The organism is Vibrio sp. C8, assembly GCF_054051265.1.
This window is the reverse complement of the sequence record NZ_JBPAOE010000011.1, coordinates 249512-272127: the sequence shown is the minus strand read 5'-3', so window position 1 is coordinate 272127 and position 22616 is coordinate 249512. Positions and strand designations below refer to the sequence as shown.

The 22616-nt window shown below is 44.3% G+C and carries 23 protein-coding genes; 19 read left to right on the top strand and 4 right to left on the bottom strand.

Annotated elements, in window-relative coordinates; translation table 11 throughout:
• Positions 1 to 11: 11 nt before the first annotated feature.
• Positions 12 to 1079 (bottom strand): methyltransferase, encoded by a 1068-nt coding sequence (locus tag ACRQQK_RS07290; protein ID WP_457510637.1) that lies wholly within the window; start codon positions 1077 to 1079, stop codon positions 12 to 14.
• A gap of 27 nt (positions 1080 to 1106) precedes the next feature.
• Entirely contained in the window at positions 1107 to 1496 is a 390-nt protein-coding gene (locus ACRQQK_RS07285) for a hypothetical protein (protein ID WP_457510636.1), read from the bottom strand.
• A gap of 78 nt (positions 1497 to 1574) precedes the next feature.
• Between ACRQQK_RS07285 and ACRQQK_RS07280 the strand changes: the two genes are divergently transcribed.
• The 18 genes from ACRQQK_RS07280 to ACRQQK_RS07195 all read left to right on the top strand — a co-directional run bounded on the left by ACRQQK_RS07280 (position 1575) and on the right by ACRQQK_RS07195 (position 17869).
• A complete protein-coding gene (locus ACRQQK_RS07280) occupies positions 1575 to 2300 on the top strand; it encodes a beta-ketoacyl synthase chain length factor (RefSeq protein WP_457510635.1) in 726 nt (241 codons plus the stop codon).
• A complete protein-coding gene (locus ACRQQK_RS07275; protein WP_457511101.1) occupies positions 2297 to 3067 on the top strand; it encodes a lysophospholipid acyltransferase family protein in 771 nt (256 codons plus the stop codon). Before ACRQQK_RS07280 ends, ACRQQK_RS07275 begins: the two co-directional genes overlap by 4 nt.
• A gap of 10 nt (positions 3068 to 3077) precedes the next feature.
• Entirely contained in the window at positions 3078 to 3338 is a 261-nt protein-coding gene (locus tag ACRQQK_RS07270) for a phosphopantetheine-binding protein (protein ID WP_457510634.1), read from the top strand.
• Positions 3339 to 3354: 16 nt separating this feature from the next.
• Positions 3355 to 3612 carry an acyl carrier protein gene (locus ACRQQK_RS07265; RefSeq protein WP_042481800.1) on the top strand — a complete coding sequence of 86 codons (258 nt, stop codon included), beginning with the start codon at positions 3355 to 3357 and terminating at the stop codon, positions 3610 to 3612.
• Positions 3612 to 4169, top strand: a complete 558-nt coding sequence (locus ACRQQK_RS07260) for a hypothetical protein (RefSeq protein ID WP_457510633.1) — start codon at positions 3612 to 3614, stop codon at positions 4167 to 4169. The genes ACRQQK_RS07265 and ACRQQK_RS07260 overlap by 1 nt, the downstream gene beginning before the upstream one ends.
• A gap of 7 nt (positions 4170 to 4176) precedes the next feature.
• Positions 4177 to 5541, top strand: a complete 1365-nt coding sequence (locus tag ACRQQK_RS07255) for an AMP-binding protein (RefSeq protein WP_457510632.1) — start codon at positions 4177 to 4179, stop codon at positions 5539 to 5541.
• A 25-nt stretch (positions 5542 to 5566) separates the two neighbouring features.
• Positions 5567 to 5935 (top strand): ApeI family dehydratase, encoded by a 369-nt coding sequence (locus tag ACRQQK_RS07250; RefSeq protein ID WP_457510631.1) that lies wholly within the window; start codon positions 5567 to 5569, stop codon positions 5933 to 5935.
• Positions 5928 to 7637, top strand: coding sequence for a glycosyltransferase family 2 protein (locus tag ACRQQK_RS07245; RefSeq protein WP_457510630.1), 1710 nt, complete (start codon positions 5928 to 5930; stop codon positions 7635 to 7637). Before ACRQQK_RS07250 ends, ACRQQK_RS07245 begins: the two co-directional genes overlap by 8 nt.
• Complete coding sequence (locus tag ACRQQK_RS07240) at positions 7615 to 9159, top strand: HAL/PAL/TAL family ammonia-lyase (RefSeq protein WP_457510629.1); 1545 nt, start codon at positions 7615 to 7617, stop codon at positions 9157 to 9159. Before ACRQQK_RS07245 ends, ACRQQK_RS07240 begins: the two co-directional genes overlap by 23 nt.
• 8 nt (positions 9160 to 9167) lie before the next feature.
• Positions 9168 to 9614 carry an acyl-CoA thioesterase gene (locus tag ACRQQK_RS07235; RefSeq protein WP_102942675.1) on the top strand — a complete coding sequence of 149 codons (447 nt, stop codon included), beginning with the start codon at positions 9168 to 9170 and terminating at the stop codon, positions 9612 to 9614.
• A gap of 23 nt (positions 9615 to 9637) precedes the next feature.
• The gene (locus ACRQQK_RS07230; RefSeq protein ID WP_457510628.1) at positions 9638 to 10237 is read left to right on the top strand and encodes an outer membrane lipoprotein carrier protein LolA; all 600 of its coding nucleotides are present in this window, start codon (positions 9638 to 9640) and stop codon (positions 10235 to 10237) included.
• Positions 10209 to 12533, top strand: coding sequence for an MMPL family transporter (locus ACRQQK_RS07225; protein ID WP_457510627.1), 2325 nt, complete (start codon positions 10209 to 10211; stop codon positions 12531 to 12533). The genes ACRQQK_RS07230 and ACRQQK_RS07225 overlap by 29 nt, the downstream gene beginning before the upstream one ends.
• Positions 12530 to 13144: a DUF3261 domain-containing protein gene (locus tag ACRQQK_RS07220; RefSeq protein ID WP_457510626.1), complete on the top strand. Its 615-nt coding sequence runs from the start codon at positions 12530 to 12532 to the stop codon at positions 13142 to 13144. The genes ACRQQK_RS07225 and ACRQQK_RS07220 overlap by 4 nt, the downstream gene beginning before the upstream one ends.
• A gap of 10 nt (positions 13145 to 13154) precedes the next feature.
• Positions 13155 to 14342, top strand: coding sequence for a beta-ketoacyl-[acyl-carrier-protein] synthase family protein (locus ACRQQK_RS07215; protein WP_457510625.1), 1188 nt, complete (start codon positions 13155 to 13157; stop codon positions 14340 to 14342).
• Positions 14335 to 14799, top strand: a complete 465-nt coding sequence (locus ACRQQK_RS07210; protein ID WP_457510624.1) for a hotdog family protein — start codon at positions 14335 to 14337, stop codon at positions 14797 to 14799. The genes ACRQQK_RS07215 and ACRQQK_RS07210 overlap by 8 nt, the downstream gene beginning before the upstream one ends.
• Complete coding sequence (locus tag ACRQQK_RS07205; protein ID WP_102952921.1) at positions 14796 to 15521, top strand: 3-ketoacyl-ACP reductase FabG2; 726 nt, start codon at positions 14796 to 14798, stop codon at positions 15519 to 15521. The genes ACRQQK_RS07210 and ACRQQK_RS07205 overlap by 4 nt, the downstream gene beginning before the upstream one ends.
• The gene (locus ACRQQK_RS07200; protein ID WP_457510623.1) at positions 15518 to 16747 is read left to right on the top strand and encodes a beta-ketoacyl-ACP synthase; all 1230 of its coding nucleotides are present in this window, start codon (positions 15518 to 15520) and stop codon (positions 16745 to 16747) included. Before ACRQQK_RS07205 ends, ACRQQK_RS07200 begins: the two co-directional genes overlap by 4 nt.
• A 201-nt stretch (positions 16748 to 16948) precedes the next feature.
• Positions 16949 to 17869, top strand: coding sequence for an aminoimidazole riboside kinase (locus ACRQQK_RS07195; protein WP_457510622.1), 921 nt, complete (start codon positions 16949 to 16951; stop codon positions 17867 to 17869).
• 95 nt (positions 17870 to 17964) lie between these two features.
• Here ACRQQK_RS07195 and ACRQQK_RS07190 read toward each other — a convergent pair whose 3' ends face one another.
• Both ACRQQK_RS07190 and ACRQQK_RS07185 read right to left on the bottom strand, forming a co-directional pair.
• Complete coding sequence (locus tag ACRQQK_RS07190) at positions 17965 to 19605, bottom strand: glycoside hydrolase family 32 protein (RefSeq protein ID WP_457510621.1); 1641 nt, start codon at positions 19603 to 19605, stop codon at positions 17965 to 17967.
• Positions 19606 to 19785: 180 nt separating this feature from the next.
• The gene (locus tag ACRQQK_RS07185; protein WP_457510620.1) at positions 19786 to 20772 is read right to left on the bottom strand and encodes a LacI family DNA-binding transcriptional regulator; all 987 of its coding nucleotides are present in this window, start codon (positions 20770 to 20772) and stop codon (positions 19786 to 19788) included.
• A 332-nt stretch (positions 20773 to 21104) separates the two neighbouring features.
• Between ACRQQK_RS07185 and ACRQQK_RS07180 the strand changes: the two genes are divergently transcribed.
• Positions 21105 to 22544: a sucrose-specific PTS transporter subunit IIBC gene (locus tag ACRQQK_RS07180; protein WP_457510619.1), complete on the top strand. Its 1440-nt coding sequence runs from the start codon at positions 21105 to 21107 to the stop codon at positions 22542 to 22544.
• Positions 22545 to 22616: the final 72 nt, after the last annotated feature.

Genomic DNA, 22616 nt, shown 5'->3' with positions numbered 1-22616 from the left:
GAATATTATTTTTACTTGGCTTTTAGTTCTAACAGCGTATGTCCCAAACCAATGTGGTCTGTACGCTCTACAACTTTTAAACCAGCCGCGTCAACGATCTCTAGGAAATCATCACTACGATAAAATCGGCTGTTACCATTTGCCAGACAGGTAAAATAAAGCGAGGTGGCGTTCAAGCTATAAGAAGCCGCATCATATTTCTGGGCGTCCCAGAACAGCTCCAAAATATACACTTTTGAATCTGGCTTTAGCTGCTGTTTTACTCTTTGCAGAATACTTAGAATTTCCATTGGTGAAAAGCAGTCTAAAAACTGGCTCATCCACCATACATCCGCGTGTTCTGGTAAGACTTGGCTCTTATCCAACATGTTGGCTGGATAACCCTTTACACGCTTCGAAAAACCATTTTCTTCGGCATTTTTCAATGCCATTTCTAGCTGCTGCGGCAAGTCAACGATCGTTACTTCAACATCTTTGTCATAGTGACAGCATTGCATTGCCCATTTACCCGTGTTACCACCGATATCGACCAGAGTTTTAGGCTTTGACGCAAATACATGTTCAAGAAGAATAGGAAATGATCGATCTGAGTAAAAGTGGTCAAACTGGAACCAGCTCTGTTTTGCTTTTTCTGGCAAACGAGAAAGACCTTGGTAAATGGTTTCCCATTCGCCCAATTCTTTGAGCCCTGCAGGCTTACCTTCCCTAATAGATTCGGTTAAATGCATCATTGCCGCATAACAAACATCCGCCGTGAAATCCATATTGGCGCGAGTCATTCCATCATGAAGAATGAAATGCCCGAGATTCGCCAATATATAATTTGGCTTTTCCCACATAACGATATGAGCACTAATCGCCATATCCAGAAGGACTTTTACACCATACTCAGAGACACCGGTTGCATTGGAAAGAGTTTCTGCACTCGCCCCTTGCGAACCCGCTTTATCCAATTCAGTTAAAATACCTAAATCACGTAATGTTCGTGCGGTATGAAAAATAATCGGCGCAAAAGATAGTTTTTGCGCCTCAGTTTTCGCTTCTAGAGCGTTATAAGGGTCTTGTTTTTGTACAAACACGAAAAAGCCTAATTATATTATTTGAAACTATTTTACTGACGCTCTAGCCAATTGTTTCTGAATATCAACGTTCAGATTATTAACCCAGCGATTGTAATTACGGTGAATATTACCGTCACCCGCTTTCAAATTCACAGAACCGACATAGATGATGGAATAATATTTTTCACTATAAGGAATACGAACTTCCGCGCTATGATCTCGAGACATAAGTTTGGCAGTTAATTCAGTTGGAGTGTTGTTTGAAATAATCCAACCTCTATTGGTTGCAGCAACAATAATGGCAGCTTTCACTTCGTCACTTTGAAGATTATAAGCAACAGGAGTATTCTCTACGTTCATGATTGGTTGAACTCGCCCACAGCCGGCTAAAAGAACAACTAATAGAATAGAAAACGTGTATTTTATTGCTTTCATTGCATTTCCTTGCTTTGATTGGGGAATATTAATAAACGAGCATAGTATTTAATGTGCTCAACAACAAATCAATACGTTATGTCAAATCAGTTGCATTTAATCTCATTTAATATCGATACTTGGTCAGCAAACAGTTTGGGAATCAGTGACCAGCCAGATTGGCAGCAGTGGTCCCAAACTCATCAATGGCCAGAAGATGAAACCATTCAATCTGGTTTAATTCCCCCAATGATGCGCCGCCGCATGAGTCCGTTAAGTAAACTAGCGGTGCAAACGGCTATCCATCTTCTGCAAGAAGAATCTATTGACTACTTGGTATTTTCAAGTCGTCATGGTGAATTGCATCGCAGTGCAGAAATAATTAAAAATATTGTTGCTGGTGAAGAAGCTTCTCCCATGAATTTTTCTCAATCGGTACACAACACCGCGGCCGGTTTATCAACCATTGCAACAAAACAAGCGATTTCAGTGACTTCTATAGCTGCTGGTGACAACACTTTTCACAGTGCACTAATCGAAGCTTGGATCTACCTCAAGCAATATCCCAACGCCAAGGTATTATTGGTCGATTTTGATGAACCCCTACCTGATGATTATTCTGAATACGAAGACAAACAGTTTAAGGGATATGCATTAGGTTTAATTTTATCCGCTGGCAATACGTGGCAAGTTGCACAATGTGAAAAAATGGGTACTATCAGCCCCCTACCTCAAGCACTTAGCTTTTTAACACACTATTTATGCAAACAACCTCACTGGATAATTGAAGGTGAAAGAACATCATGGGAATGGCAGCAAGCATGAATGCTGTAAATAAATATTGGCGAATTTTTGCGACTGGATTTTGTTTCGCCATTTTTGGTTTAGGCGGTTTAACCCTCAGTTTTATCATTATTCCTTTAATTAGGCTGACTACACCAAATACAATCCAGCGTGAATATCGAGTACAAAATGTCATTCGCATTACGTTTGATTTTTTTTGTCGCTTAATGAAGTTCACTAGAGCAATTGATTACCGAATCGATGGGGCAGAGATCTTAGCCAACGATAAGAACTGTCTCGTTGTCGCTAACCATCCAAGCTTGATTGATTATGTATTAGTCGCTTCACAACTTAAGCAGTGTGACTGCTTAGTAAAAGCGGCCATTTGGTCAAATCCATTTATGAAGCACATTGTCAAAGCGGCGGGTTATATTCCCAATGAGACGCCAGATGATCTGCTGGATTTATGCGACGAACGATTTGAACGAGGTAACGTTCTACTTGTATTCCCAGAAGGGACCCGCACAACTCCGGGGAAAGCATCGAAGCTTCAGCGCGGTGCAGCTCAAATAGCGATCCGCACACAAAGAGACTTACGTATAATACATATTTCCGTTTCTCCTAGCTTTCTCACAAAAGAAAAAAAATGGTATCAAGTTCCCGATACCAAGCCTTTTTTCCATGTAGAAGTTAAGGATAAAGTTGAGGTCATGCCCTTTATAGAGCAAACTAATAACCCAACTTCAGCAGCAAGAAGGCTTAATAGCTATCTTGCTGAAGCTATTTTTCCATCTATCAATAATAAATAAGTAGGTTCCCGTGGAAGTACTACACAACGAAATTAAGCAATTGATTATCGACTCATTAAACCTTGAAGACATCTCAATTGATGAAATTGAGACAGAGGCGCCATTATTCGGGGATGGGCTAGGACTAGACTCTATTGACGCTCTTGAGCTTGGCTTAGCAATTAAAAAGAAATATAACATCGTAATCGATGCTGATGATTCAAATACGCGCCAACATTTCGCATCTGTAGCTAACCTAGCAGCGTATATTTCATCTCAAACTAGCAACTAATTTGTAGAAAACGATTATGACAGATTTAAATAAGCAACAGGTTTTTGACCAAGTAAAAGATGCTCTGGTTGAACTTTTCGAAATAGATGAAGCAGACATTCAACCTGAAGCTCATCTCTATCAAGATCTTGATTTAGATAGTATTGATGCTGTTGACCTCGTGGTTCACCTGCAAAACGTGACTGGTAAAAAAATCAAGCCAGAAGAGTTTAAAATGGTACGTACTGTCGATGACGTGGTTGAATCAGTAGTAGAACTGCTTAAGGAAGCCTGATGCATCACTTGCTGACAGGTTTGTCTGCAATTGTTCTGCTCGCGTATCCATTTGCAATTTACTACGGCATAGATAAGTTCGGTCTAAGTATTTTAGGGGCAGTACTTGCTGTATTCTTTGTATTACGCATTTTCACAGCAAGTCGAACTAAACTCAAAGAATTCAAACAGTTAGCAATTATAAGTGGTCTTATCGGGATCACTTTAATTGTTTTGGGGATTCTGTTCCGTAGTAACGGCTGGCTGCTATTTTATCCTGTTGCCGTCAATGGTTGCATGTTGATGGTGTTCGCAAGCAGTTTAAAGCAACCGCAAACCATCATCGAAAGGCTCGCCAGATTACAAGAGCCAGACCTTCCACAGAGTGGTGTTGACTACACACGGAAAGTGACTCAAATCTGGTGTCTGTTTTTCCTATTTAACGGCATAACCGCATTATACACCTGTTTCTTACCCATAGAGATTTGGACCTTATATAACGGTCTGATTAGCTACCTTTTGATTGGTGCTCTGTTTGCTGTCGAATGGGTGGTACGTCAATTTGTTCGCAAGGATTAGCAATTCAATGACATCAAGCTGCACGGCATTTAGCTCACTTTCTCATTTGTTACTAGAAAAGCGCGAAAATTCATTAGTCGCGTTTGGCTCCGAGGGCGACATAACTTGGACTCAGTTTCTTGCCGATGTGAGTTATCACATCAATCTGCTCGTTGAGACGCCACAACAAAACATTGCACTGTGTGCTCGCGATAGCTATTTATTTACTGTTGGACTGTTTGCACTGTTCCATGCAGGGAAAACAGTCATTTTACCAGGCAACTATCAACCGGAAGCACTGGAAGAACTGAGTTCGCAATTTGACGTTTTATTGTGTGATGACGCGATCTCACCGTTACGCAACGCTGAGACTCAACTTATCACTACGAGCCACAGCAGGAATCCGTTCGTTTTTACTTCTCTAAATTCAGAAAGCATCCAACTTATTCTGTTTACTTCAGGTTCTAGTGGAACACCTAAAGCCATTCATAAAACTTTAAACCAGCTCAGTGTTGAAGTTGATATCCTGCATTCACTGTGGGGAGAGCAAACCTCTAACAGCCGAATCGAAAGTACAGTTTCTCATCAACATATCTATGGTTTGTTATTCAGAGTTCTGTGGCCATTATGTGCAGGTAATTCATTTGCCCGACACAGTTTAGAGTTTCCCGAACAAATCACTCATCATGCGAACCAGGATACCGTTTTAGTCAGTAGCCCTGCACTACTAAAACGCCTGACAGAAGAACACAAACCGACAAAACTGAGATACATTTTTTCATCGGGTGGACCGCTTCCTTTTGTCGCGGCAAACCATGCAGAAGAATTGTTTAACCATAGGCCAATAGAAGTTTTCGGCAGTACAGAAACTGGTGGTATTGCTTATCGTCAGCAAATGACAGAACAAACCCCGTGGTCGCTGTTTCCCAAAGTAGAAGCAGAGTTAAATCATGAGAATTGCTTGCGCTTACGTTCTGCACATATTGATCCAACTGGCTGGTACCAGACTGCAGATGAATGTGAGTTTGTATCTAAAAACCAGTTTGTTTTGAAAGGTCGCACCGATCGGATAATCAAAGTTGAAGAGAAGCGAGTGTCACTGGTAGAAGTCGAAAAACGCGTCGACCAGTTGGACTACGTTCAAGAGTGTGCGGTTATCCCAATTCAACAGGCAGAGCGATTGATTTTAGCCGCAGCAATAGTGCTGACGGAAAGCGGCGAAATAAAGCTTGCCGAGCTTGGTAAAGGCAAATTTTGGCTGCTACTACGCAATGAACTGAGACGTTGGCTTGAACCTATTGCTGTACCACGCAGTTTTAGAGTGGTAAAAGAGATCCCATTAAACAGTCAAGGTAAGCGCCAAGTCGCCGAACTTGAAAAATTATTCCAATAAAAACGAAGAAAACGCCGATTATATGATGGCTAAAAGAAAACCAACGTTACTGGCTTGCGAGCAATCAGAACACCACGTGCTACTGACATTTAAGGTAGACGAGGATATCGAAGATTTTAAGGGGCATTTCAATCACTTTCCCCTACTACCCGGAGTTACCCAAATTGATTGGGCGATTTTCTATGCTCGTCAATATTTGAACACACCCGCTCATTTCAAAGGCATGGAAGTGATTAAGTTCCAAGAACCGATTTTGCCCAATGCAGAAGTCACTTTGAGCTTAACGTGGGATGAGAGCAAACAAAAGCTGGCGTTCAGCTACCAATCTCAAAGGAATGGTGAAGCCGTGGTTCATTCGTCAGGCAAAATGAAACTGGGGGATGCCAGTGAATAAGCTTGATTACCGACCATGCTTTTTAATTCCTTGTTATAACCATGGGGGAACTGTCGCAGCTGTTATTGACTCTCTAGCTGACTTCGATTTTCCCGTGTTTCTTGTCGACGACGGTAGTAATAAAGAGACCAAGTTTGCCCTTTCTGAAGCAGCTAAACGCGATAATGTTTCACTGATTACTTTGCCTAAAAACCAAGGTAAAGGTGATGCGGTAATGGCGGGGATACGCCATGCACATTGGCTCGGGTACAGCCATGTGATTCAGATAGATGCTGACGGTCAACATGACATTAGTGCATTACCGAATCTTATCGATACCTCGAAGAGTCACCCTCATCACTTAATTTCGGGGCAACCCGTTTACGACGAAAGTGTTCCTAAAGCCCGACTATACGGTCGATATGTCACCCATGTCTGGGTTTGGATTGAAACACTCTCGCTGGAAATCAAAGACAGCATGTGTGGCTTCCGCGCTTATCCAGTACAAGCAGCGATTGATGTGATGAATCGCAACGACATCGGCAGTCGTATGGATTTCGATACCGAAATCTTTGTCCGTATGTTCTGGAATGGCGTGCAGTTCAAATTCGTCAATACCCGTGTAATTTATCCAGAAGACGGCATATCCCACTTCGACTCACTGTGGGATAACGTCAAAATTAGTTGGATGCATACGCGGCTATTTTTCGGCATGCTGCCACGCATTCCCAAGTTATTGATGCGTAAAAAAAACCACGGTACCGAAGCGCATTGGTCAAAACGCCAAGAACGCGGAACGGTACTGGGAATTAAAGTACTGATGGCCGTCTACAACTTGTTGGGAAGAAAGGTTTTTCGCGCCATATTAAAACTGGTCATGGGCTACTACCATCTCACCGGTAAGCAAGCAAAAACATCATCAGAGCAGTTTCTCACTCAGGTAAAAACCTTTGCCGAACAACAACAGTTGCCAGTGGCCAAAAACCTAACCAGCTATAACCATTTATTGTCGTTCGGTGAAACTATGCTCGACAAACTGGCGGCATGGCGAGGCGATTTCAATATCAATAACCTAACCATTCACGGTCAAGAGCAACTTAAAGCACTGGTTGAAGAAAAACGTGGCCTGCTTCTACTGGGCTCACATTTAGGCAATATTGAACTGTGCCGCGCGTTGAGCCGACGCCATACGCATTTAAAGATAAACGCTTTGGTGTTCACAGAGCATGCTGAACGCTTTAACGCTGTCATGAAAGCAATCAACCCAAAATCAGAACTGAATCTTATACAAGTGAGTAAACTCGGTCCTGATACAGCCATTATGCTGCAGCAAATGATAGAGCGTGGAGAATGGGTTGTTATCGTTGGCGACAGAACATCCACCAGCGTAGAAAGTCGCGTGGTGTGGGCGAACTTCCTCGGCAAACCAGCACCGTTTCCTCAAGGACCATTTATGCTGGCTTCGGTATTATCCGCTCCGGTTTATCTTATTTTTGGACTGCGCGACGACCAAAGTAGGCATCCGCATTTTGATGTCTACTTCGAGCATTTTAGTGACGGTATCAAACTGCCTCGAGCAACAAGGCAACATTCGTTGCAACAAGTGGTTCAGCAATATGCAGATCGCTTGCAACACTACACAATGAAAGCACCATTACAGTGGTACAACTTCTTCAACTTCTGGGAATTAAGCAAAAACCATGACGAAGACAAACGACAATAATATTTTATTCGGCGCGCAGCGTCTGACCATTGAGGACGTTGTTTCGATCGCACAAGGCGCTTCAGCTTCGATTAACTCTTCAGCCGAATTTACTGCTAAGATTGACCGAGGCGTAGCCTTTTTAGAACGCCTGCTCAAAGAAGAAGGTGTGATTTACGGTGTAACCACAGGTTATGGTGATTCTTGTACCGTCGCGATTCCGCCAAATTTGGTAGAAGAACTGCCTCTGCATCTAACCCGCTTTCATGGATGCGGTTTAGGCGAAGTACTTACTCACCAACAATCACGCGCAGTATTGGCAACACGTTTATGTTCACTCGCTCAGGGTGTATCTGGGGTGTCCCACGATGTGCTCAATCAAATTATCAACCTGATTAATCACGATATTGCACCGCGTATTCCACAAGAGGGGTCTGTCGGCGCAAGTGGTGATTTAACACCGCTTTCCTACGTTGCAGCAACCTTGATTGGCGAACGCGAAGTACTTTACAAAGGTGAAGTTCGTTCAACTCAAGAAGTGTTCGCAGAACTTGGCTTAACACCAATTAAACTTAAGCCGAAAGAAGGCTTAGCGTTAATGAACGGCACTTCAGTTATGACCGCCCTAGCCTGTTTGGCTTATCAGCGTGCTGAATATCTGGCTCAGTTGTGCACTAAAATTACGGCTCTGGTATCGATTGGTATGCAAGGTAACGACTTCCATTTTGATGAAGCTTTATTTGCGGTGAAACCTCACCCAGGTCAGCAACAAATTGCGGCTTGGTTAAGAGCAGATCTCCAAGCTGAGCGTCCACCTCGCAATAGTGACCGCTTACAAGACCGCTACTCATTGCGCTGTGCTCCGCATGTCATTGGTACAGTGCAAGATGCCCTTCCTTGGTTACGTCAGCTTATCGAAAATGAACTAAACAGCGCGAATGACAACCCAATAATTGATGGTGACAACGAGCGAGTACTGCACGGTGGTCACTTCTATGGTGGGCACATTGCAATGGCGATGGACACGCTCAAAACTTGTGTTGCAAACCTAGCTGACCTACTGGATCGTCAAATGGCACAGTTGATGGACTATAAGTTCAACAACGGTCTGCCATTTAACTTAACCGGCGCTGAGGGCGAACGTAAACCGATCAACCACGGTTTTAAAGCTGTGCAAATTGGCATTTCTGCTTGGACGGCAGAAGCATTGAAACACACTATGCCTGCAAGCGTATTCTCGCGCTCAACAGAGTGTCACAACCAAGACAAAGTCAGCATGGGTACAATCGCCGCTCGCGACTGCTTACGCGTATTGCAATTGACTGAACAAGTGGCGGCGGCTTCTCTGCTTGCCTCTATTCAAGCGATTGAGCTGCGCAAGCGCCATAATGAGATCGATGAACGTCATATGAGTGCCAGCGTGAATCAAATTGTTGCCAATGTTCAGCAGGACTTTAAGTTTGTGGTAGAAGATCGCCCGTTAGAAGCAGAGCTACGTTTGTGTATTGAACGCATCCAGTCGCAACACTGGAAGCTGTACTAGGAGTGACAATGGAGAACATTCATTTCCCATTAGAAACCGAAGTGACAGTGACCACTTCGTTTCAAGATGCCGATCCTATGGGTGTGATTTATCACGGTAACTACTTCCGCTACTTTGAAGAAGCGCGTCGTGTATTACTGGATAAAATTGCTTACGGTTACATTGCGATGAGTGAATCAGGCCACATGTGGCCTGTTATTGATACTCGAGTGAAATATGTCAAAGCGATTCCGTTTAACCATGAAATCCGCATCAGCGCCAAACTGACCGAATGGGAAAACCGTCTCCGCATTGATTACGTCATTTTTGATGCAAAAACAGGCCAAAGAATGTGTAAGGCACATACCACTCAAGTTGCGGTCAGCATCGCTGAACAAGAAATGTGTTTTGTCTCGCCAAAACTGTTTTTGGATAAAGTTGAACATTGGCATCAAACCGGAGAATGTTTGCAATGATTAGGGAGTTTAGAATAATCATTATGTCCGTTTTTTTGAGCGTGTTTGCTACGACTAGCGCGTTAGCTCAAGTAACGGATTTGGCCTCATTGCAAACCCAGTTACAGCAGCATCCTATAGTACGGGGAGACTTTACCCAAAGCCGTTCCCTTGCCATGTTTGAGCAGCCTTTGGTATCCAAAGGCTCGTTTCTGCTTGAAAAACAACACGGCTTACTTTGGCAGCAACACACTCCGTTTCCCGTCAACTTGGTGCTGACACAGGACAAACTACGCCAAACTTTCGCCAATCAGCCTGCGCAGATAATTAACGCCAAAGAAAACCCGATGGCGTTTTACTTCAGCAAAATCTTTTTGTCCGTATTCCATGGCGATACAGAACAACTTCAAAGTCAGTTTGATCTGCAATTTGCTCCGCAAAGTGAACACTGGCAGTTAGTGCTGATACCAAAAGAAGCGCCACTGAATGCAGTGTTCAAATCAATCGTTTTGCAAGGCAATCAAGATATTGATTCATTGGTTTTAGAAGAAGTAAGAGGCGACAAAACTGAAATCACCTTCACTAATCAAACACACCAACCTGAGAATTTAACGGATGCTGAACAAGCTCAGTTCCAGTTTTAATCATTCCAAGCTGGCGATAATCTGGCTTGTGTTGGTGATACTAAGCTGCGCCCTACTGCTGAAACAGTGGAGCTTTAGTTCATCAGTACCCATTGAAACGGACATCATGAAGCTGCTGCCTCAAAGCCGCCAAGATCCGTTGGCTCAAGTGGCATTTGATAGAGTCACCAGTAGTGTTAGTGACAAGGTGGTGTTTGTCCTTAAAGGCAACAATGAGCAACAACTGTTTGCCTCTGCTGAGAGTTTGCAAGATTCACTCTCAAGCCTAAGCGCTTTTTCCCAAGTTACCGGCAAAATTGATCAGCAAAAGCAAAACTCTTGGAGCCGTTACTACTTTTCCCATCGTTTTCAGTTTTTAACCGACGAACAGCGTTCTCGTCTTGAACTCGCTCCAGAACAGCAAGTTCAGAAAGTGATTCAAACCATTTATAACCCTTTTTCTGGCGTTACCGGTTCAGAACTGAGCAGTGACCCGTTTTTGCTGTTTCGTGATTACTTAAGTCACTTAAACCAGCTGACAACGCAATTTCAGATCCAGCAAGGTTTCCTCACGACGCAATTTCAAAACGATACTTATGTGTTGATAACAGCGACGTTGGCGGATTCACCTTACAGTATGTCTGCACAGCAAGTTGTACCCAAATTGAAGAGCCTGGAGCAGACGCTAAAAGCACAATTCGATGTGGATAGCGCACACACCGGCGTGTTGTTTTATGCCGACTTTGGCACTCAAAGTGCCAAATCAGAAATCAGTACCATTGGTTTGTTCTCGCTACTCGGCGTTGTCGTCATTGTCCTGTTTGTTTTTCGCAGTGCCGCACCGCTGTTATTAGCTTTGCTTTCCATCAGCGTTGGGCTTTTAGTTGCACTTGTTACTACCACCGCTATCTTTGGCAAAGTCCATCTGTTCAGTTTGGTATTTGGTGCCAGCTTGATTGGTGTTTCGATCGACTACGCGTTCCACTATCTGACTGACCGCCTTGCTGCACAAGACAAATGGAACAGCATCAAAGGGCTGCAACATATCTTCACTGCGATTACTCTTGGTTTGATTACCAGCTTAATTGGCTACTTAGGCTTATTAATTGCGCCCTTTCCCGGTTTGCAGCAACTGGCGCTATTCTCAGCCATCGGTTTAATTGCGGCCTACGCTACTGTTGTCGCTTGGTATCCCATCCTTGCACGCAAAGCGACAGCAAATCGGCCGTTACCCGGCGAAATGTTATGGCGTTGGTGGTTAGCACAATGGCAAAAACGCAGTGTCAGAACGTCTCTACCTCTGGCGTTACTGATTTTCAGCGCAGTTCAATTAACGCAAGTGAACTACGACGATGACATTCGACAGCTTCAAGCCATGCCTAAAGAACTAAAGCAGCAGGAAGATTTAATTAATCAAGTCTCTGGTGTGAAATCTTCACAGCAGATGTTGGTTGTGTGCGCAGAGAGCGATGAACAGCTCATGACAAAACTTGAACAGCTAGACAGCACTCTTGCTCAATGGAAGAGGCAGCAAACAATCAGCGGCTATCAAAGTCTCAGTCAGTATCTGCCATCAATTGCGAGACAAAAATCCGACTATCAACTGGTGAGCAACCTCTATCAGAATTATGGTTCCTCACTGTCTGAGTCTTTAAAGTTGTCAACTCAGCCAACGCTGACTGAGCCCATGATTCCGGTCAGTTTATCGGACTACCTCCATCAAAGCGTTTCGGAACCCATTCAGTTCCTTTATCTGAGTAAAATTGAAGATAGAGTCGCTACCGTTGTCATGCTTAGAGATGTTAGTAACGCAGAAGAAATCATCGCTTTTACCAGCCAACGAGCCGATATCAGTTATTTGGATAAAGCCGGAGAAATTTCAGCCTTGTTTGGAGAATACCGGACAAAAGTGATGGAGCTGTTAGCGGCAGCGTTGATAGGCATATCTTTGCTACTGGCTAAGCGTTATGGTGTTGCTCATACAATACGCATTGTCTTCCCATGTGTGGTTGCCTGCTTAGTCGGCATTGCGGTTACCACATTAACCGGTTCAACACTCAACTTATTTAACTTACTCGCGTTGGTACTTGTGGTCGGTATTGGCATCGACTACACACTGTTTTTTGCCGAACAATCGCAAAGTCGCAGCACCTTGTTAGCTATTACCTTGTCAGCGATGACCACACTGCTTTCCTTTGGTCTGCTGTCTCTAAGTGAAACCCACGCGATCCACAGTTTTGGCTTAACCACTCTAAGCGGTATTTTTGTCGCTTGGCTGCTTTCGCCATTAGCAATTAAGAGGCAAACAAATCAATGAAATGGTTAACCACACTCTTTGCTTGTTTATGGCTTAGTGGCTGTAGTTTGCAACCACATACCTCTTCAACACAAGTGGAAATCGGTCAGGATGTTTGGGTAGAACTTCCCTTACCCAGTGAGATGGAACAATCTTTTAGCGCGACACAATTGATATCTGCACAGTGGCAAGATGAACAAGGCAATACGCAAACTCAACAGTTACCAGTGCAGTTACAAATTGATTCGCAGCATATCGTGCTAGCGGGATTTTCTTCATGGGGAACTCGATTGCTGTCATTGGATTATGATGGTGAAAATATTTCCACCCAAGTGTTAAGCGGCCTAGAAAATACGCTTCCGAAACCGGAACAAGTGTTATTTAATCTAATGATCACCCTATGGCCTCGAAGTGCTTGGGAAGCACCTTTAAATAAGGTAAGGTGGTCAATCATTGATGACCCACATCAACGTATTATAAAGAACGAAGCTGGCGAACCCCTACTGATCATTAGCTATGCTGGAAAAACACCACTTGATGGTGATATTCAGTTTTTAAACAAGCCATTGAACTATGCGATCACGATCCAGACCTTAAGTCATCAAGCTAAATTAACAACCTCAGAACAGTAGAAAAACCTAGATGAATTCTTCAACTTCATTTCCAGTGTTTATTCATGATTGTGGTTTTCACTCTGCGCTAGGGAGTGAAGCGGTAGCTATTCATCAAGCGCTACAATCTGGGCAGTCAAAAGGCATGCTCATAGACAACGAGATTCTCAATACTCACACGTCCACCGTTATTGGGCGAGTCACTGAGGCGCTACCAAAAATTCCTCAGCCATTGTCAAAATATGCGACACGTAATAATCAGCTCGCTTTGTCTGCGCTTTTGCAGATCACATCCAGCGTTGAAGAAGCTATTGAGCAATACGGTGCAGATCGTATTGCCGTCATTGTCGGCACCAGTACCTCTGGTATTTCCGATGGTGAAGTCGCCTATGCGCAGAAAATCAACCAAGGTGCATTCCCAAAAGACTATCACTACACCAAACAAGAGCTGGGTGACAGTGTTCATTTCGTTGCGGATTACTTCAATATCACCGGACCTTGTTACGCTATTTCAACCGCTTGCTCTTCAAGTGGCCGCGTTTTTATCAGCGCAAAACGTCTGCTACAGGCAGGCATTGTTGATGCTGTATTGGTTGGTGGTGTCGATTCCATATGTAAACTAACACTGAATGGATTTAATGGCTTAGAAGCTCTGTCGAATCAACTTTGCCAACCATTTAGCGCAGACCGCTCAGGCATTAATATTGGTGAATCAGCAGCATTTATGTTGTTGAGCACAGAACCAAGTGATGTTGCATTATTGGGTGCAGGTGACAGCTCTGATGCACACCACATTTCTGCGCCTCATCCAGAAGGGAATGGAGCGGAACAAGCTATGCGAAAAGCGCTTGAGGATGCCAGTCTTACACCAGAAGATATCGGTTACATCAACGCCCATGGCACAGCAACCCCACTGAATGACAGTATGGAAAGCAAAGCCATCTATCGAGTATTTAGTGACAGTGTGCCTGTTAGCTCAACCAAGCCTTTAACTGGTCACACCCTTGGCGCTGCAAGTGCTACAGAAGCCGCTATTGCTTGGCACATTTTGCGTCATCAGTTACCGCTTCCTATGCAGCGCTGTGCAAACAAAGCAGACGACATTGAAATTGCACTGGTAGAAAGTGAACAATATCTGGGACGCAAAGCCATTCTCAGTAACTCTTTTGCTTTTGGTGGCAACAACATCAGCCTGATTTTTGGATATCCCCATGACTGAACTACCTGATATCGCAACATTGTTACCTCATGATAATCCAATGATTCTGGTTGATCGCGCTTTGTCTATCGGGGAGAAATCCATACACAGTCAAGTGGATATCGATAAGCATCTTATGTTCTTCAATTCAGAGAGCAATACTGTACCCGCTTATGTTGGTATTGAGTTTATGGCTCAGTCCATCGCTGCTTGGTCTGGCTATCAAGCCTTACAAAAAGGTCAAGAGCCACCCATCGGATTTTTATTAGGCAGTCGTCGCTACACCACAGAGTGTGACCAATTCACTCAGGGTCAGACACTGGATATCTTCGCTGAACAAGTGATGGAAGATAACGGAATGGCTGTTTTCTCTGGCCGTATAGAATACCAAGGGAATACAATTGCTCAGTGCCAACTGAACGTTTATGTTCCTACACAAGAAAAATTACAAGAAATGAAAATTAGGAGTCATGTATGACCCGACAAGTTCTCGTCACTGGTGCCAGTAAAGGAATAGGTAAGGCTATTGCTATTGCGCTAGGTAAGGATGGCTTCAACGTCGTCGTTCACTACATGGGAGACCAGAATGGTGCCCAAGCAACACTTGATACGATTGTCGAAAATGGCGGTTCAGGCCGATTGATCAGATTTGATATTAGTAATCGTGCAGAATGCAGAAGCCAAATTGAAGCCGATATTGAACAACACGGCGCTTACTACGGTGTTGTCAACAATGCGGGCATCACTCGTGATACTGCTTTCCCTGCAATGACAGAAGAAGAGTGGGACGGCGTTATCCATACCAACCTCGACAGCTTCTACAATGTGCTTCACCCTTGTGTGATGCCAATGGTTCAACTGCGTAAAGGTGGACGAATTGTCACTTTAGCGTCAGTGTCAGGCATTGCGGGTAACCGTGGCCAAACCAACTACAGTGCAGCAAAAGCCGGTGTGATTGGTGCAACGAAGTCACTGGCTTTAGAGCTGGCAAAACGCAAAATTACGGTGAACTGTGTTGCACCGGGTTTAATTGATACTGGCATGGTCGATGAGCATGTGAAAGAACATGCACTGCCGCTTGTTCCGTTGCGTCGTATGGGTGAACCAGAAGAAGTGGCAGGTCTGGTTAGTTATTTGATGTCAGATATTGCTGGATATGTCACTCGCCAAGTTATTTCTGTAAACGGAGGTCTCGTATGAATCGCAGAGTTGTTGTAACCGGTATGTCCGGTGTTACTGCGTTTGGTAACGACTGGAAGAGCATCGAACCTCGTTTACGCGCTTGTGAAAACGCCACCCAGTACATGCCTTCTTATGAGCAATATGACGGACTGAATACAAAACTGGCTGCTCCGGTCACTGATTTTGAATTACCGAAACACTATAAGCGAAAGCAAGTACGAGGTATGGGCCGCGTTTCCATGCTGGCAACCGTTGCTACAGAGAATGCGCTTATTCAAGCGGGCTTAATCGGTAACGAAGTACTCACTAACGGCCAAACAGGTATCGCTTACGGCTCTTCTACTGGCAGTACAGACGCTGTTGGTGCATTCGGCGTGATGCTGAATGAAAAAACCACCAGAGCGATTACTGCGACAACCTATGTACAGATGATGCCGCATACCACGGCAGTGAACGTAGGCCTGTTTTTTGGGCTGCGTGGACGCGTTATTCCAACCAGCAGTGCATGTACATCCGGAAGCCAGGCGATTGGTTATGCCTATGAAGCGATCAAACACGGATATCAGACGGTTATGGTTGCTGGCGGCGGCGAAGAGCTTTGCCCTACCGAATCAGCGGTATTCGATACCCTATTTGCAACCAGTCTGAAAAACGATGCTCCGAAAACGACACCTAGCCCATACGATAAAGATCGTGATGGTCTGGTGATTGGTGAAGGTGCGGGCACTCTGGTTTTAGAAGAGTACGAACACGCCAAAGCTCGCGGTGCGAAGATCTACGCGGAAATCGTTGGCTTCGCCAGCAATTGCGATGCGGCACACGTTACTCAGCCTCAAATGGAAACTATGCAGATTTGTATGGAGTTGGCGCTGAAAGACGCGAACCTCTCTGCTGATAAAATTGGTTATGTGTCTGCTCATGGCACAGCAACCGACCGCGGAGATATTGCAGAGAGCAACGCAACCGAAAAAGCGGTAGGCAGAGTGCCAATCAGTTCCCTAAAGAGCTACTTTGGTCATACTCTAGGTGCATGTGGTGCGGTGGAAGCTTGGCTGGGCTTAGAGATGATGCATACCGGCTGGTTTAACCCGACACTAAACCTCAATAATCTTGACCCTGAGTGTGGCGATCTTGATTACATCACTGGCTCTGGTCGTGAAATGCAAATCGACTACCTGATGAGCAACAACTTCGCTTTCGGTGGTATTAACACCTCAATTATCTTCAAAAGAGTTGCCGACTAAACGTCAGCCTTCTGTTTAAGCTTCAATAATGTGTTTTAAAGCCGTCCTTGTTTCATGCATAAGGACGGCTTTTTTGTCTCCACCGCTATACTTCAATAAAAATTGTTAACGGGATTGGATAATTAAATCATTTTCGGGAACGTTACCGAAAACTAATTTATACTAGCCGCATTTGAAGTTAAGATTTGATGGAGAGACACAATGAATACTGTGTGGGTAACTGGCGACGCTGTCGTTGATTTAATTCCTGACGGGGAAAACCATTATCTCAAATGCCCTGGCGGTGCTCCGGCAAACGTCGCAGTGGCGATAGCGCGTCTTGGCGGTCAAAGTGCGTTCTTTGGCAGAGTGGGAAATGACCCGCTGGGCAGATTTATGAACCAGACACTTTCACAAGAACAGGTAGACAGCCGTTATCTTATTTTGGATAACGACCAGCGAACGTCTACAGTAGTGGTCGACCTGGATGACAGTGGTGAGCGCAGCTTCACTTTCATGGTGAAACCGAGCGCTGACCAATTTCTGCAGACCAGTGATATTCCAAACTTCCATCAGGATGACTGGCTGCATGTGTGCTCAATTGCTCTCGCCAATGAACCTAGCCGCAGCAGCACGTTCGAAGCGATTGAGCGAATCAAAAAGGCTGGCGGAAGCTTTAGCTTTGACCCTAACCTTCGTCCAGAAGTCTGGCAGAAACCGCAAGAGATGGTTGCAACAGTGATGCGTGCAGTAGCGAAAGCTGATGTGGTTAAGTTTTCAGAAGAAGAACTCACTCTGCTTACAGAGACCGACTCTATCGAACAAGGTTTGAATGCCATTAAAGCGTTGGAGATCCCTCTGGTGATCATCACTCAAGGCGCTAAAGGCGCACTCGTCGTAACAAAGGAAAGCCAGACACTAGTCAGCGGTAAAGTAGTGAAACCTGTTGATACCACAGGTGCTGGTGATGCCTTTGTCGGTGGATTGTTGTACCAACTTTCTCAAACGCCAGACTGGCAAAAAGCAGAAAACATTGCTCTTGCTGTCGAATGTGCTCACGGCTGTGGTGCCTTAGCAACCACACAAAAAGGGGCAATGACGGCTTTACCAAATCAACAAGCGTTGAAAGCGTTCCTTGAGTAAGCATTTAAAAAAAAAGCGTTTTTAAATACAACAAAGCCACCTGTTCTAGGTGGCTTTCGTTTATAGAACTTTTGTTTCTCTTTATCTACTCTCAGTTAGGCAACTGGAGCAAACGTCGATTCTACGACCGATTTTAGAGGCGCGAACTCAGCGCTGACGTTGGCTCCTTCTAAAGTTATTTGTGTTGCTGACTCTGGTGTAAATACCCTGCCCGTCATCACATGTTCACCATGGTTGATAAACACTTCCAGCGATGAATTATCGGCCAGTATCTGCAAATGTACCGCTTTGTCAGTATCTAACGGCAGCTCGCGAATGACATCGCCTTCTCGAATTTGAGTTTGGCTTCGGTCGAAACGAAGTACACCTTTCTCTATATCAAGCTGCAACTTAACACCATAATTTTCGTCAGACATTAGTGTAAGAGCACTTCCCCAAGGCAGTTCGACGTTAAGCTCAAAGCTTTTGGTTTCTGCATCGAGAGGATGAATTCCCAGATCCAAACTTGATACTGATTCTCTGAGTTCCGCAAGCTCGCGAATTGGCGTTTGAACAATCTTTCCGTTCAACCATTTAAGCTCTCTTAATGCGGTTAGCTGGTGTATCCAGCCATTGTCACAACTTGGCTGGTTAACTTCATCGGGTAGCCCCATCCAACCGACCATAACTCTTCTTCCGTCTTCTGTTTCCATGCTTTGAGGAGCATAGAAATCAAAACCTGCATCCAGTTGCCAACCGTCAAGGAAATGTATTTTTCCTTTACTATCCTGTTCAACGTGATAAATGCGATTTTGATGCCCAATAGTATGATTCGGATTGTCGGATTTAATCCCTTGTGGCCCAAATACGAAAAACAGATCACCGCTTAGCTCAAACATATCTGGGCATTCCCACATGTAGCCAAAAGGTGCGAGTTCATCACCATATAGGGAATCAAAATCCCAGTTCATTAAGTCATTTGAATGATATACAGCCAAACGACCTTGCAAATCGGTAGTTTGCGCGCCTAGCAGCATGTGCCACTTGTTTTGGCGATAGAGTATTTTAGGGTCGCGGAAGTGTTCAGTAACACCAGCCGGTAAGGTGCGAATGACTGGCCCCAGTTTCTCAGCCGTATTGTCTTCGCTTAAACGAGCGACACATTGCATCGTTTGTCGTTGACGATCATGACCTAAGCGTGTGTTTCCAGTATAGAAAAGCAATAACTCCCCGTCATGGCTTACTGCATGACCCGAGAACACACCATGGCTATCAAACCAGTCTGAGGGTGTGAGAGCAATGGATTGCCAATTCCAGTTGACCAAATCGCGGCTTTTTAAAAGCACCCAATATTTGTCCTTATGCTCACAAGCATAGGGATACCACTGATAGAACAGATAGTATTCACCATTGTGGTAAACAAAACCGTTAGGATCATTTAACAGACCTTGTGGTGGGGAGATGTGCCATTGTGGGCGATAACTGCAGGTCGTAGGTTGCAGATGTTCTTTTGCTGATGCTATTTGCTTCTCGGCAATCAAACGACCTAAGGAAGCCAAATCCTCATCACTAACGGCGCTGCTTCTAGGCATAGATAACTGCCATTCGCCTAACACAGACTCTGCGTGCACAGAGTCTGGACAGGGCAATGCTTTTTGAGCATCTTTAACGGCAACCACCACCCGCCCTTCGGGAGCCAAAATACGTACGATGTTATCAACACCACCAGCGAGTTCGATAAGGAATTGTAGAGACATAGTCTTACCTAATTAAATTCTAGCGAAAACGAAAATAAAAGTTTTCTATAAACCATTTCGGGAACGTTCTCAAAATATAAAACAACCACTCAATTAGCAAGTATTTAAGCAAATAGATGAAGAAAGAGTCTGGTTAGTGTGAAGCTGGGCACAAAGCCCAGCCATTATTGAGGAAGGAATCTAGCAGGTTTCGCGGTCTATATTTTGGAAAGTGAGTACTACCTTGCTCATCTCCAGTCCCTTGCCTGCAATACGTTCTAACAGCATTTTTGCAGCATTTTCTCCCGCTTTATCAAAGGCATAATTAAAGGTTGATAAACTGGGTGTACTGACGGAAGAAAGCTCATCGTTACCAACACCGAGCACTTTAATTTGTTTGCCCACTTTAACACCTTGCTCTTGCAAAGCTCGGATAGCGCCAAGAGCGATCCTATCGGTAGCACAAAACAAACCGTCCATATCTGGAAATGCTTTCAGTTGTTGCTTCGCTAGTCGATATCCCGATTCAATGGAAAAATCACCGTGAGCATGGAACAACAGCGACAATTGATTAAAGCTTAATGACTGCCCCAAGCCTTGTGAACGCTGGATATCAACAGCAATGTCGTCGGCTTGCACGCCTATAAAGCCAATTCGTTTGCATCCCGCTGCCACTAAACGATTTCCCGCTTCAAAACCAACCCGAGTATCGTCATGAACCACACTTGGTATGTTATAAAGCGAACCGTCTTGACCGACGAGCACGACTGGCACATTAGAATTCTGAATCGCTTTAACCAATGATGCATCTAAATGTGTCGCGTAGAAAATAATTCCTTCGACACGTTTCTGGTTAAATATTTGAATGTACTCAAGTTCTTTTTCATGAACCTGATGAGTATTGGCTAACAAGACGTGCTTTCCCGCTTGTTCAAAAATGGCCGTTAAACCGTCAACGCCTTGTGCTGTGGCATGTGAGCTGACGCGCGGGACAATCACACCTACTAAATTCGTCTTCTGAGATTTTAAGTCTTTAGCGACCTGATTAACGACGTAACCGCACTCTTTAACAGCTTCTAACACCTTGATTTTTGTTGATTCTTTAACGCCATACTCGTTATTGATGACACGAGATACCGTAGATTTCGACACACCAGATAACCTAGCAACATCGTGTAAACTTGCCATAAAGCACCCTACTCAAATCACATTGGGATTGATTGCAATTTTATCTGCATTCTTCGATTTATATATCGTGATTCTACCCTTGTTTTTGTCATTTCTACCGATGCTTTTAGCGATCATGTTCACAATATTCATCGTTTGCTTTTGACCATGAGCTTTTTTTTAACAAGAATTAGTTTTGCAAACGTTCCCAAAATAACAATTAAGAACCAATTTTAATCTACCCTGTCAAGCGGGCTTGCAGAAAGACAGCAGACGAGCGAAAGCCAGTGATGAAACTGCAGCTCCAAACGAGACGGGTATATACTGACTATTAACATGAAACGGGGTGAGTTATGGACTATCCAGTCATAGCAAAACAGCTTCTAGACCATTTAGGTGGTAAAGCTAATATCCAAGCTCTAGCACATTGTGCTACACGCTTACGCTTAGCGTTAAAAGACGATACTCTTATTGACGAAGCTGCAATTGAGTCACTTGATGGCGTGAAAGGACAATTTAAAGTTGCTGGCCAATACCAGATTATTTTTGGTTCTGGCATCGTTAACCAAGTGTATGCTGAGATGGCGAAACTAACCGGTATGACAGAAATGTCGACCAGTGACGTTGCAAGTGCTGGCGCGGATAAACAGAACATTGTACAACGCGCAGTGAAAGGGCTTTCGGATATCTTTGTTCCGATTATCCCTGCTATCGTAGCTGGCGGTCTGTTGATGGGTCTATTCAACGTATTAACAGCTCAAGGTCTATTTATAGACGGGCAATCACTGATTGACGCAAACCCAGGTTTGGCTGATCTCGCTAGCATGATTAACACTTTTGCTAACGCCCCTTTTGTATACCTTCCGGTATTGCTAGCATTCTCAGCTTCTCGCAAATTTGGCGGTAACCCTTTCCTTGGCGCAGCCCTTGGTATGTTGATGGTTCACCCTGATCTTCTCAATGGTTGGGGATTCGGCAGCGCATCGGTATCGGGAACCATACCGACTTGGAACATTCTTGGCCTAGAAATTCAAAAAGTTGGTTACCAAGGTTCTGTTCTACCTGTACTGGTGTCAGCGTTTATCCTTGCCAAAGTTGAAAATGGTCTACGTAAGTTCATTCCATCAGTATTGGATAACCTTCTTACACCTATGCTGGCGATTTTCATTACAGGTTTCTTAACCTTTACATTGGTTGGCCCTATCACTCGTGATGTTGGTTTCATGCTTGGTGATGGCCTGAACTGGCTATACGATTCTGCAGGTTTTGTTGGTGGCGCACTATTTGGTTTTATCTATGCTCCATTCGTAATTACCGGTATGCACCACAGCTTTATTGCAATTGAAACTCAGCTTCTTGCAGATATTGCAGTAACTGGCGGTACGTTCATCTTCCCTATCGCAGCGATGTCTAACGTAGCACAAGGTGCGGCGGCTCTTGCAGTGGGTTTCAGCACTAAAGATATCAAGCTAAAAGGCATTGCTATTCCTTCGGGTATTACGGCACTGCTTGGTATTACTGAACCAGCAATGTTCGGTGTGAACTTGAAACTACGCTATCCGTTTATTGCAGCCATCACAGGTGCAGCAGTATCGAGCGCATTTATCACACTGTTCAACGTAAAAGCTCAAGCACTAGGTGCAGCAGGTTTACCGGGCATTATCTCAATCGCTCCAGACAAAATCAGCTACTACATTGTAGGCATGGCGATTTCATTTGCAGTGGCATTCGGTATGACCATCCTTCTGGGTTTGCGTGCTAAAGCAAAACAAAATACCCAAGCGTTAGCGTAATCCCCCTCAATTATTACGCTTTACATTGCCCACTACTTTTGTAGTGGGCATTTTTATTTGTCCCGACTGGCT

Excerpts from the sequence above, each read along its gene's own strand:
- ACRQQK_RS07285 (WP_457510636.1), bottom strand. The coding sequence starts at position 1,496 with ATGAAAGCAATAAAATACACGTTTTCTATTCTATTAGTTGTTCTTTTA.
- ACRQQK_RS07280 (WP_457510635.1), top strand. The coding sequence starts at position 1,575 with ATGTCAAATCAGTTGCATTTAATCTCATTTAATATCGATACTTGGTCA.
- ACRQQK_RS07275 (WP_457511101.1), top strand. The coding sequence starts at position 2,297 with ATGAATGCTGTAAATAAATATTGGCGAATTTTTGCGACTGGATTTTGT.
- ACRQQK_RS07265 (WP_042481800.1), top strand. The coding sequence starts at position 3,355 with ATGACAGATTTAAATAAGCAACAGGTTTTTGACCAAGTAAAAGATGCT.
- ACRQQK_RS07260 (WP_457510633.1), top strand. The coding sequence starts at position 3,612 with ATGCATCACTTGCTGACAGGTTTGTCTGCAATTGTTCTGCTCGCGTAT.
- ACRQQK_RS07255 (WP_457510632.1), top strand. The coding sequence starts at position 4,177 with ATGACATCAAGCTGCACGGCATTTAGCTCACTTTCTCATTTGTTACTA.
- ACRQQK_RS07250 (WP_457510631.1), top strand. The coding sequence starts at position 5,567 with ATGGCTAAAAGAAAACCAACGTTACTGGCTTGCGAGCAATCAGAACAC.
- ACRQQK_RS07240 (WP_457510629.1), top strand. The coding sequence starts at position 7,615 with ATGACGAAGACAAACGACAATAATATTTTATTCGGCGCGCAGCGTCTG.
- ACRQQK_RS07235 (WP_102942675.1), top strand. The coding sequence starts at position 9,168 with ATGGAGAACATTCATTTCCCATTAGAAACCGAAGTGACAGTGACCACT.
- ACRQQK_RS07230 (WP_457510628.1), top strand. The coding sequence starts at position 9,638 with ATGTCCGTTTTTTTGAGCGTGTTTGCTACGACTAGCGCGTTAGCTCAA.
- ACRQQK_RS07225 (WP_457510627.1), top strand. The coding sequence starts at position 10,209 with ATGCTGAACAAGCTCAGTTCCAGTTTTAATCATTCCAAGCTGGCGATA.
- ACRQQK_RS07220 (WP_457510626.1), top strand. The coding sequence starts at position 12,530 with ATGAAATGGTTAACCACACTCTTTGCTTGTTTATGGCTTAGTGGCTGT.
- ACRQQK_RS07215 (WP_457510625.1), top strand. The coding sequence starts at position 13,155 with ATGAATTCTTCAACTTCATTTCCAGTGTTTATTCATGATTGTGGTTTT.
- ACRQQK_RS07210 (WP_457510624.1), top strand. The coding sequence starts at position 14,335 with ATGACTGAACTACCTGATATCGCAACATTGTTACCTCATGATAATCCA.
- ACRQQK_RS07205 (WP_102952921.1), top strand. The coding sequence starts at position 14,796 with ATGACCCGACAAGTTCTCGTCACTGGTGCCAGTAAAGGAATAGGTAAG.
- ACRQQK_RS07200 (WP_457510623.1), top strand. The coding sequence starts at position 15,518 with ATGAATCGCAGAGTTGTTGTAACCGGTATGTCCGGTGTTACTGCGTTT.
- ACRQQK_RS07195 (WP_457510622.1), top strand. The coding sequence starts at position 16,949 with ATGAATACTGTGTGGGTAACTGGCGACGCTGTCGTTGATTTAATTCCT.
- ACRQQK_RS07190 (WP_457510621.1), bottom strand. The coding sequence starts at position 19,605 with ATGTCTCTACAATTCCTTATCGAACTCGCTGGTGGTGTTGATAACATC.
- ACRQQK_RS07185 (WP_457510620.1), bottom strand. The coding sequence starts at position 20,772 with ATGGCAAGTTTACACGATGTTGCTAGGTTATCTGGTGTGTCGAAATCT.
- ACRQQK_RS07180 (WP_457510619.1), top strand. The coding sequence starts at position 21,105 with ATGGACTATCCAGTCATAGCAAAACAGCTTCTAGACCATTTAGGTGGT.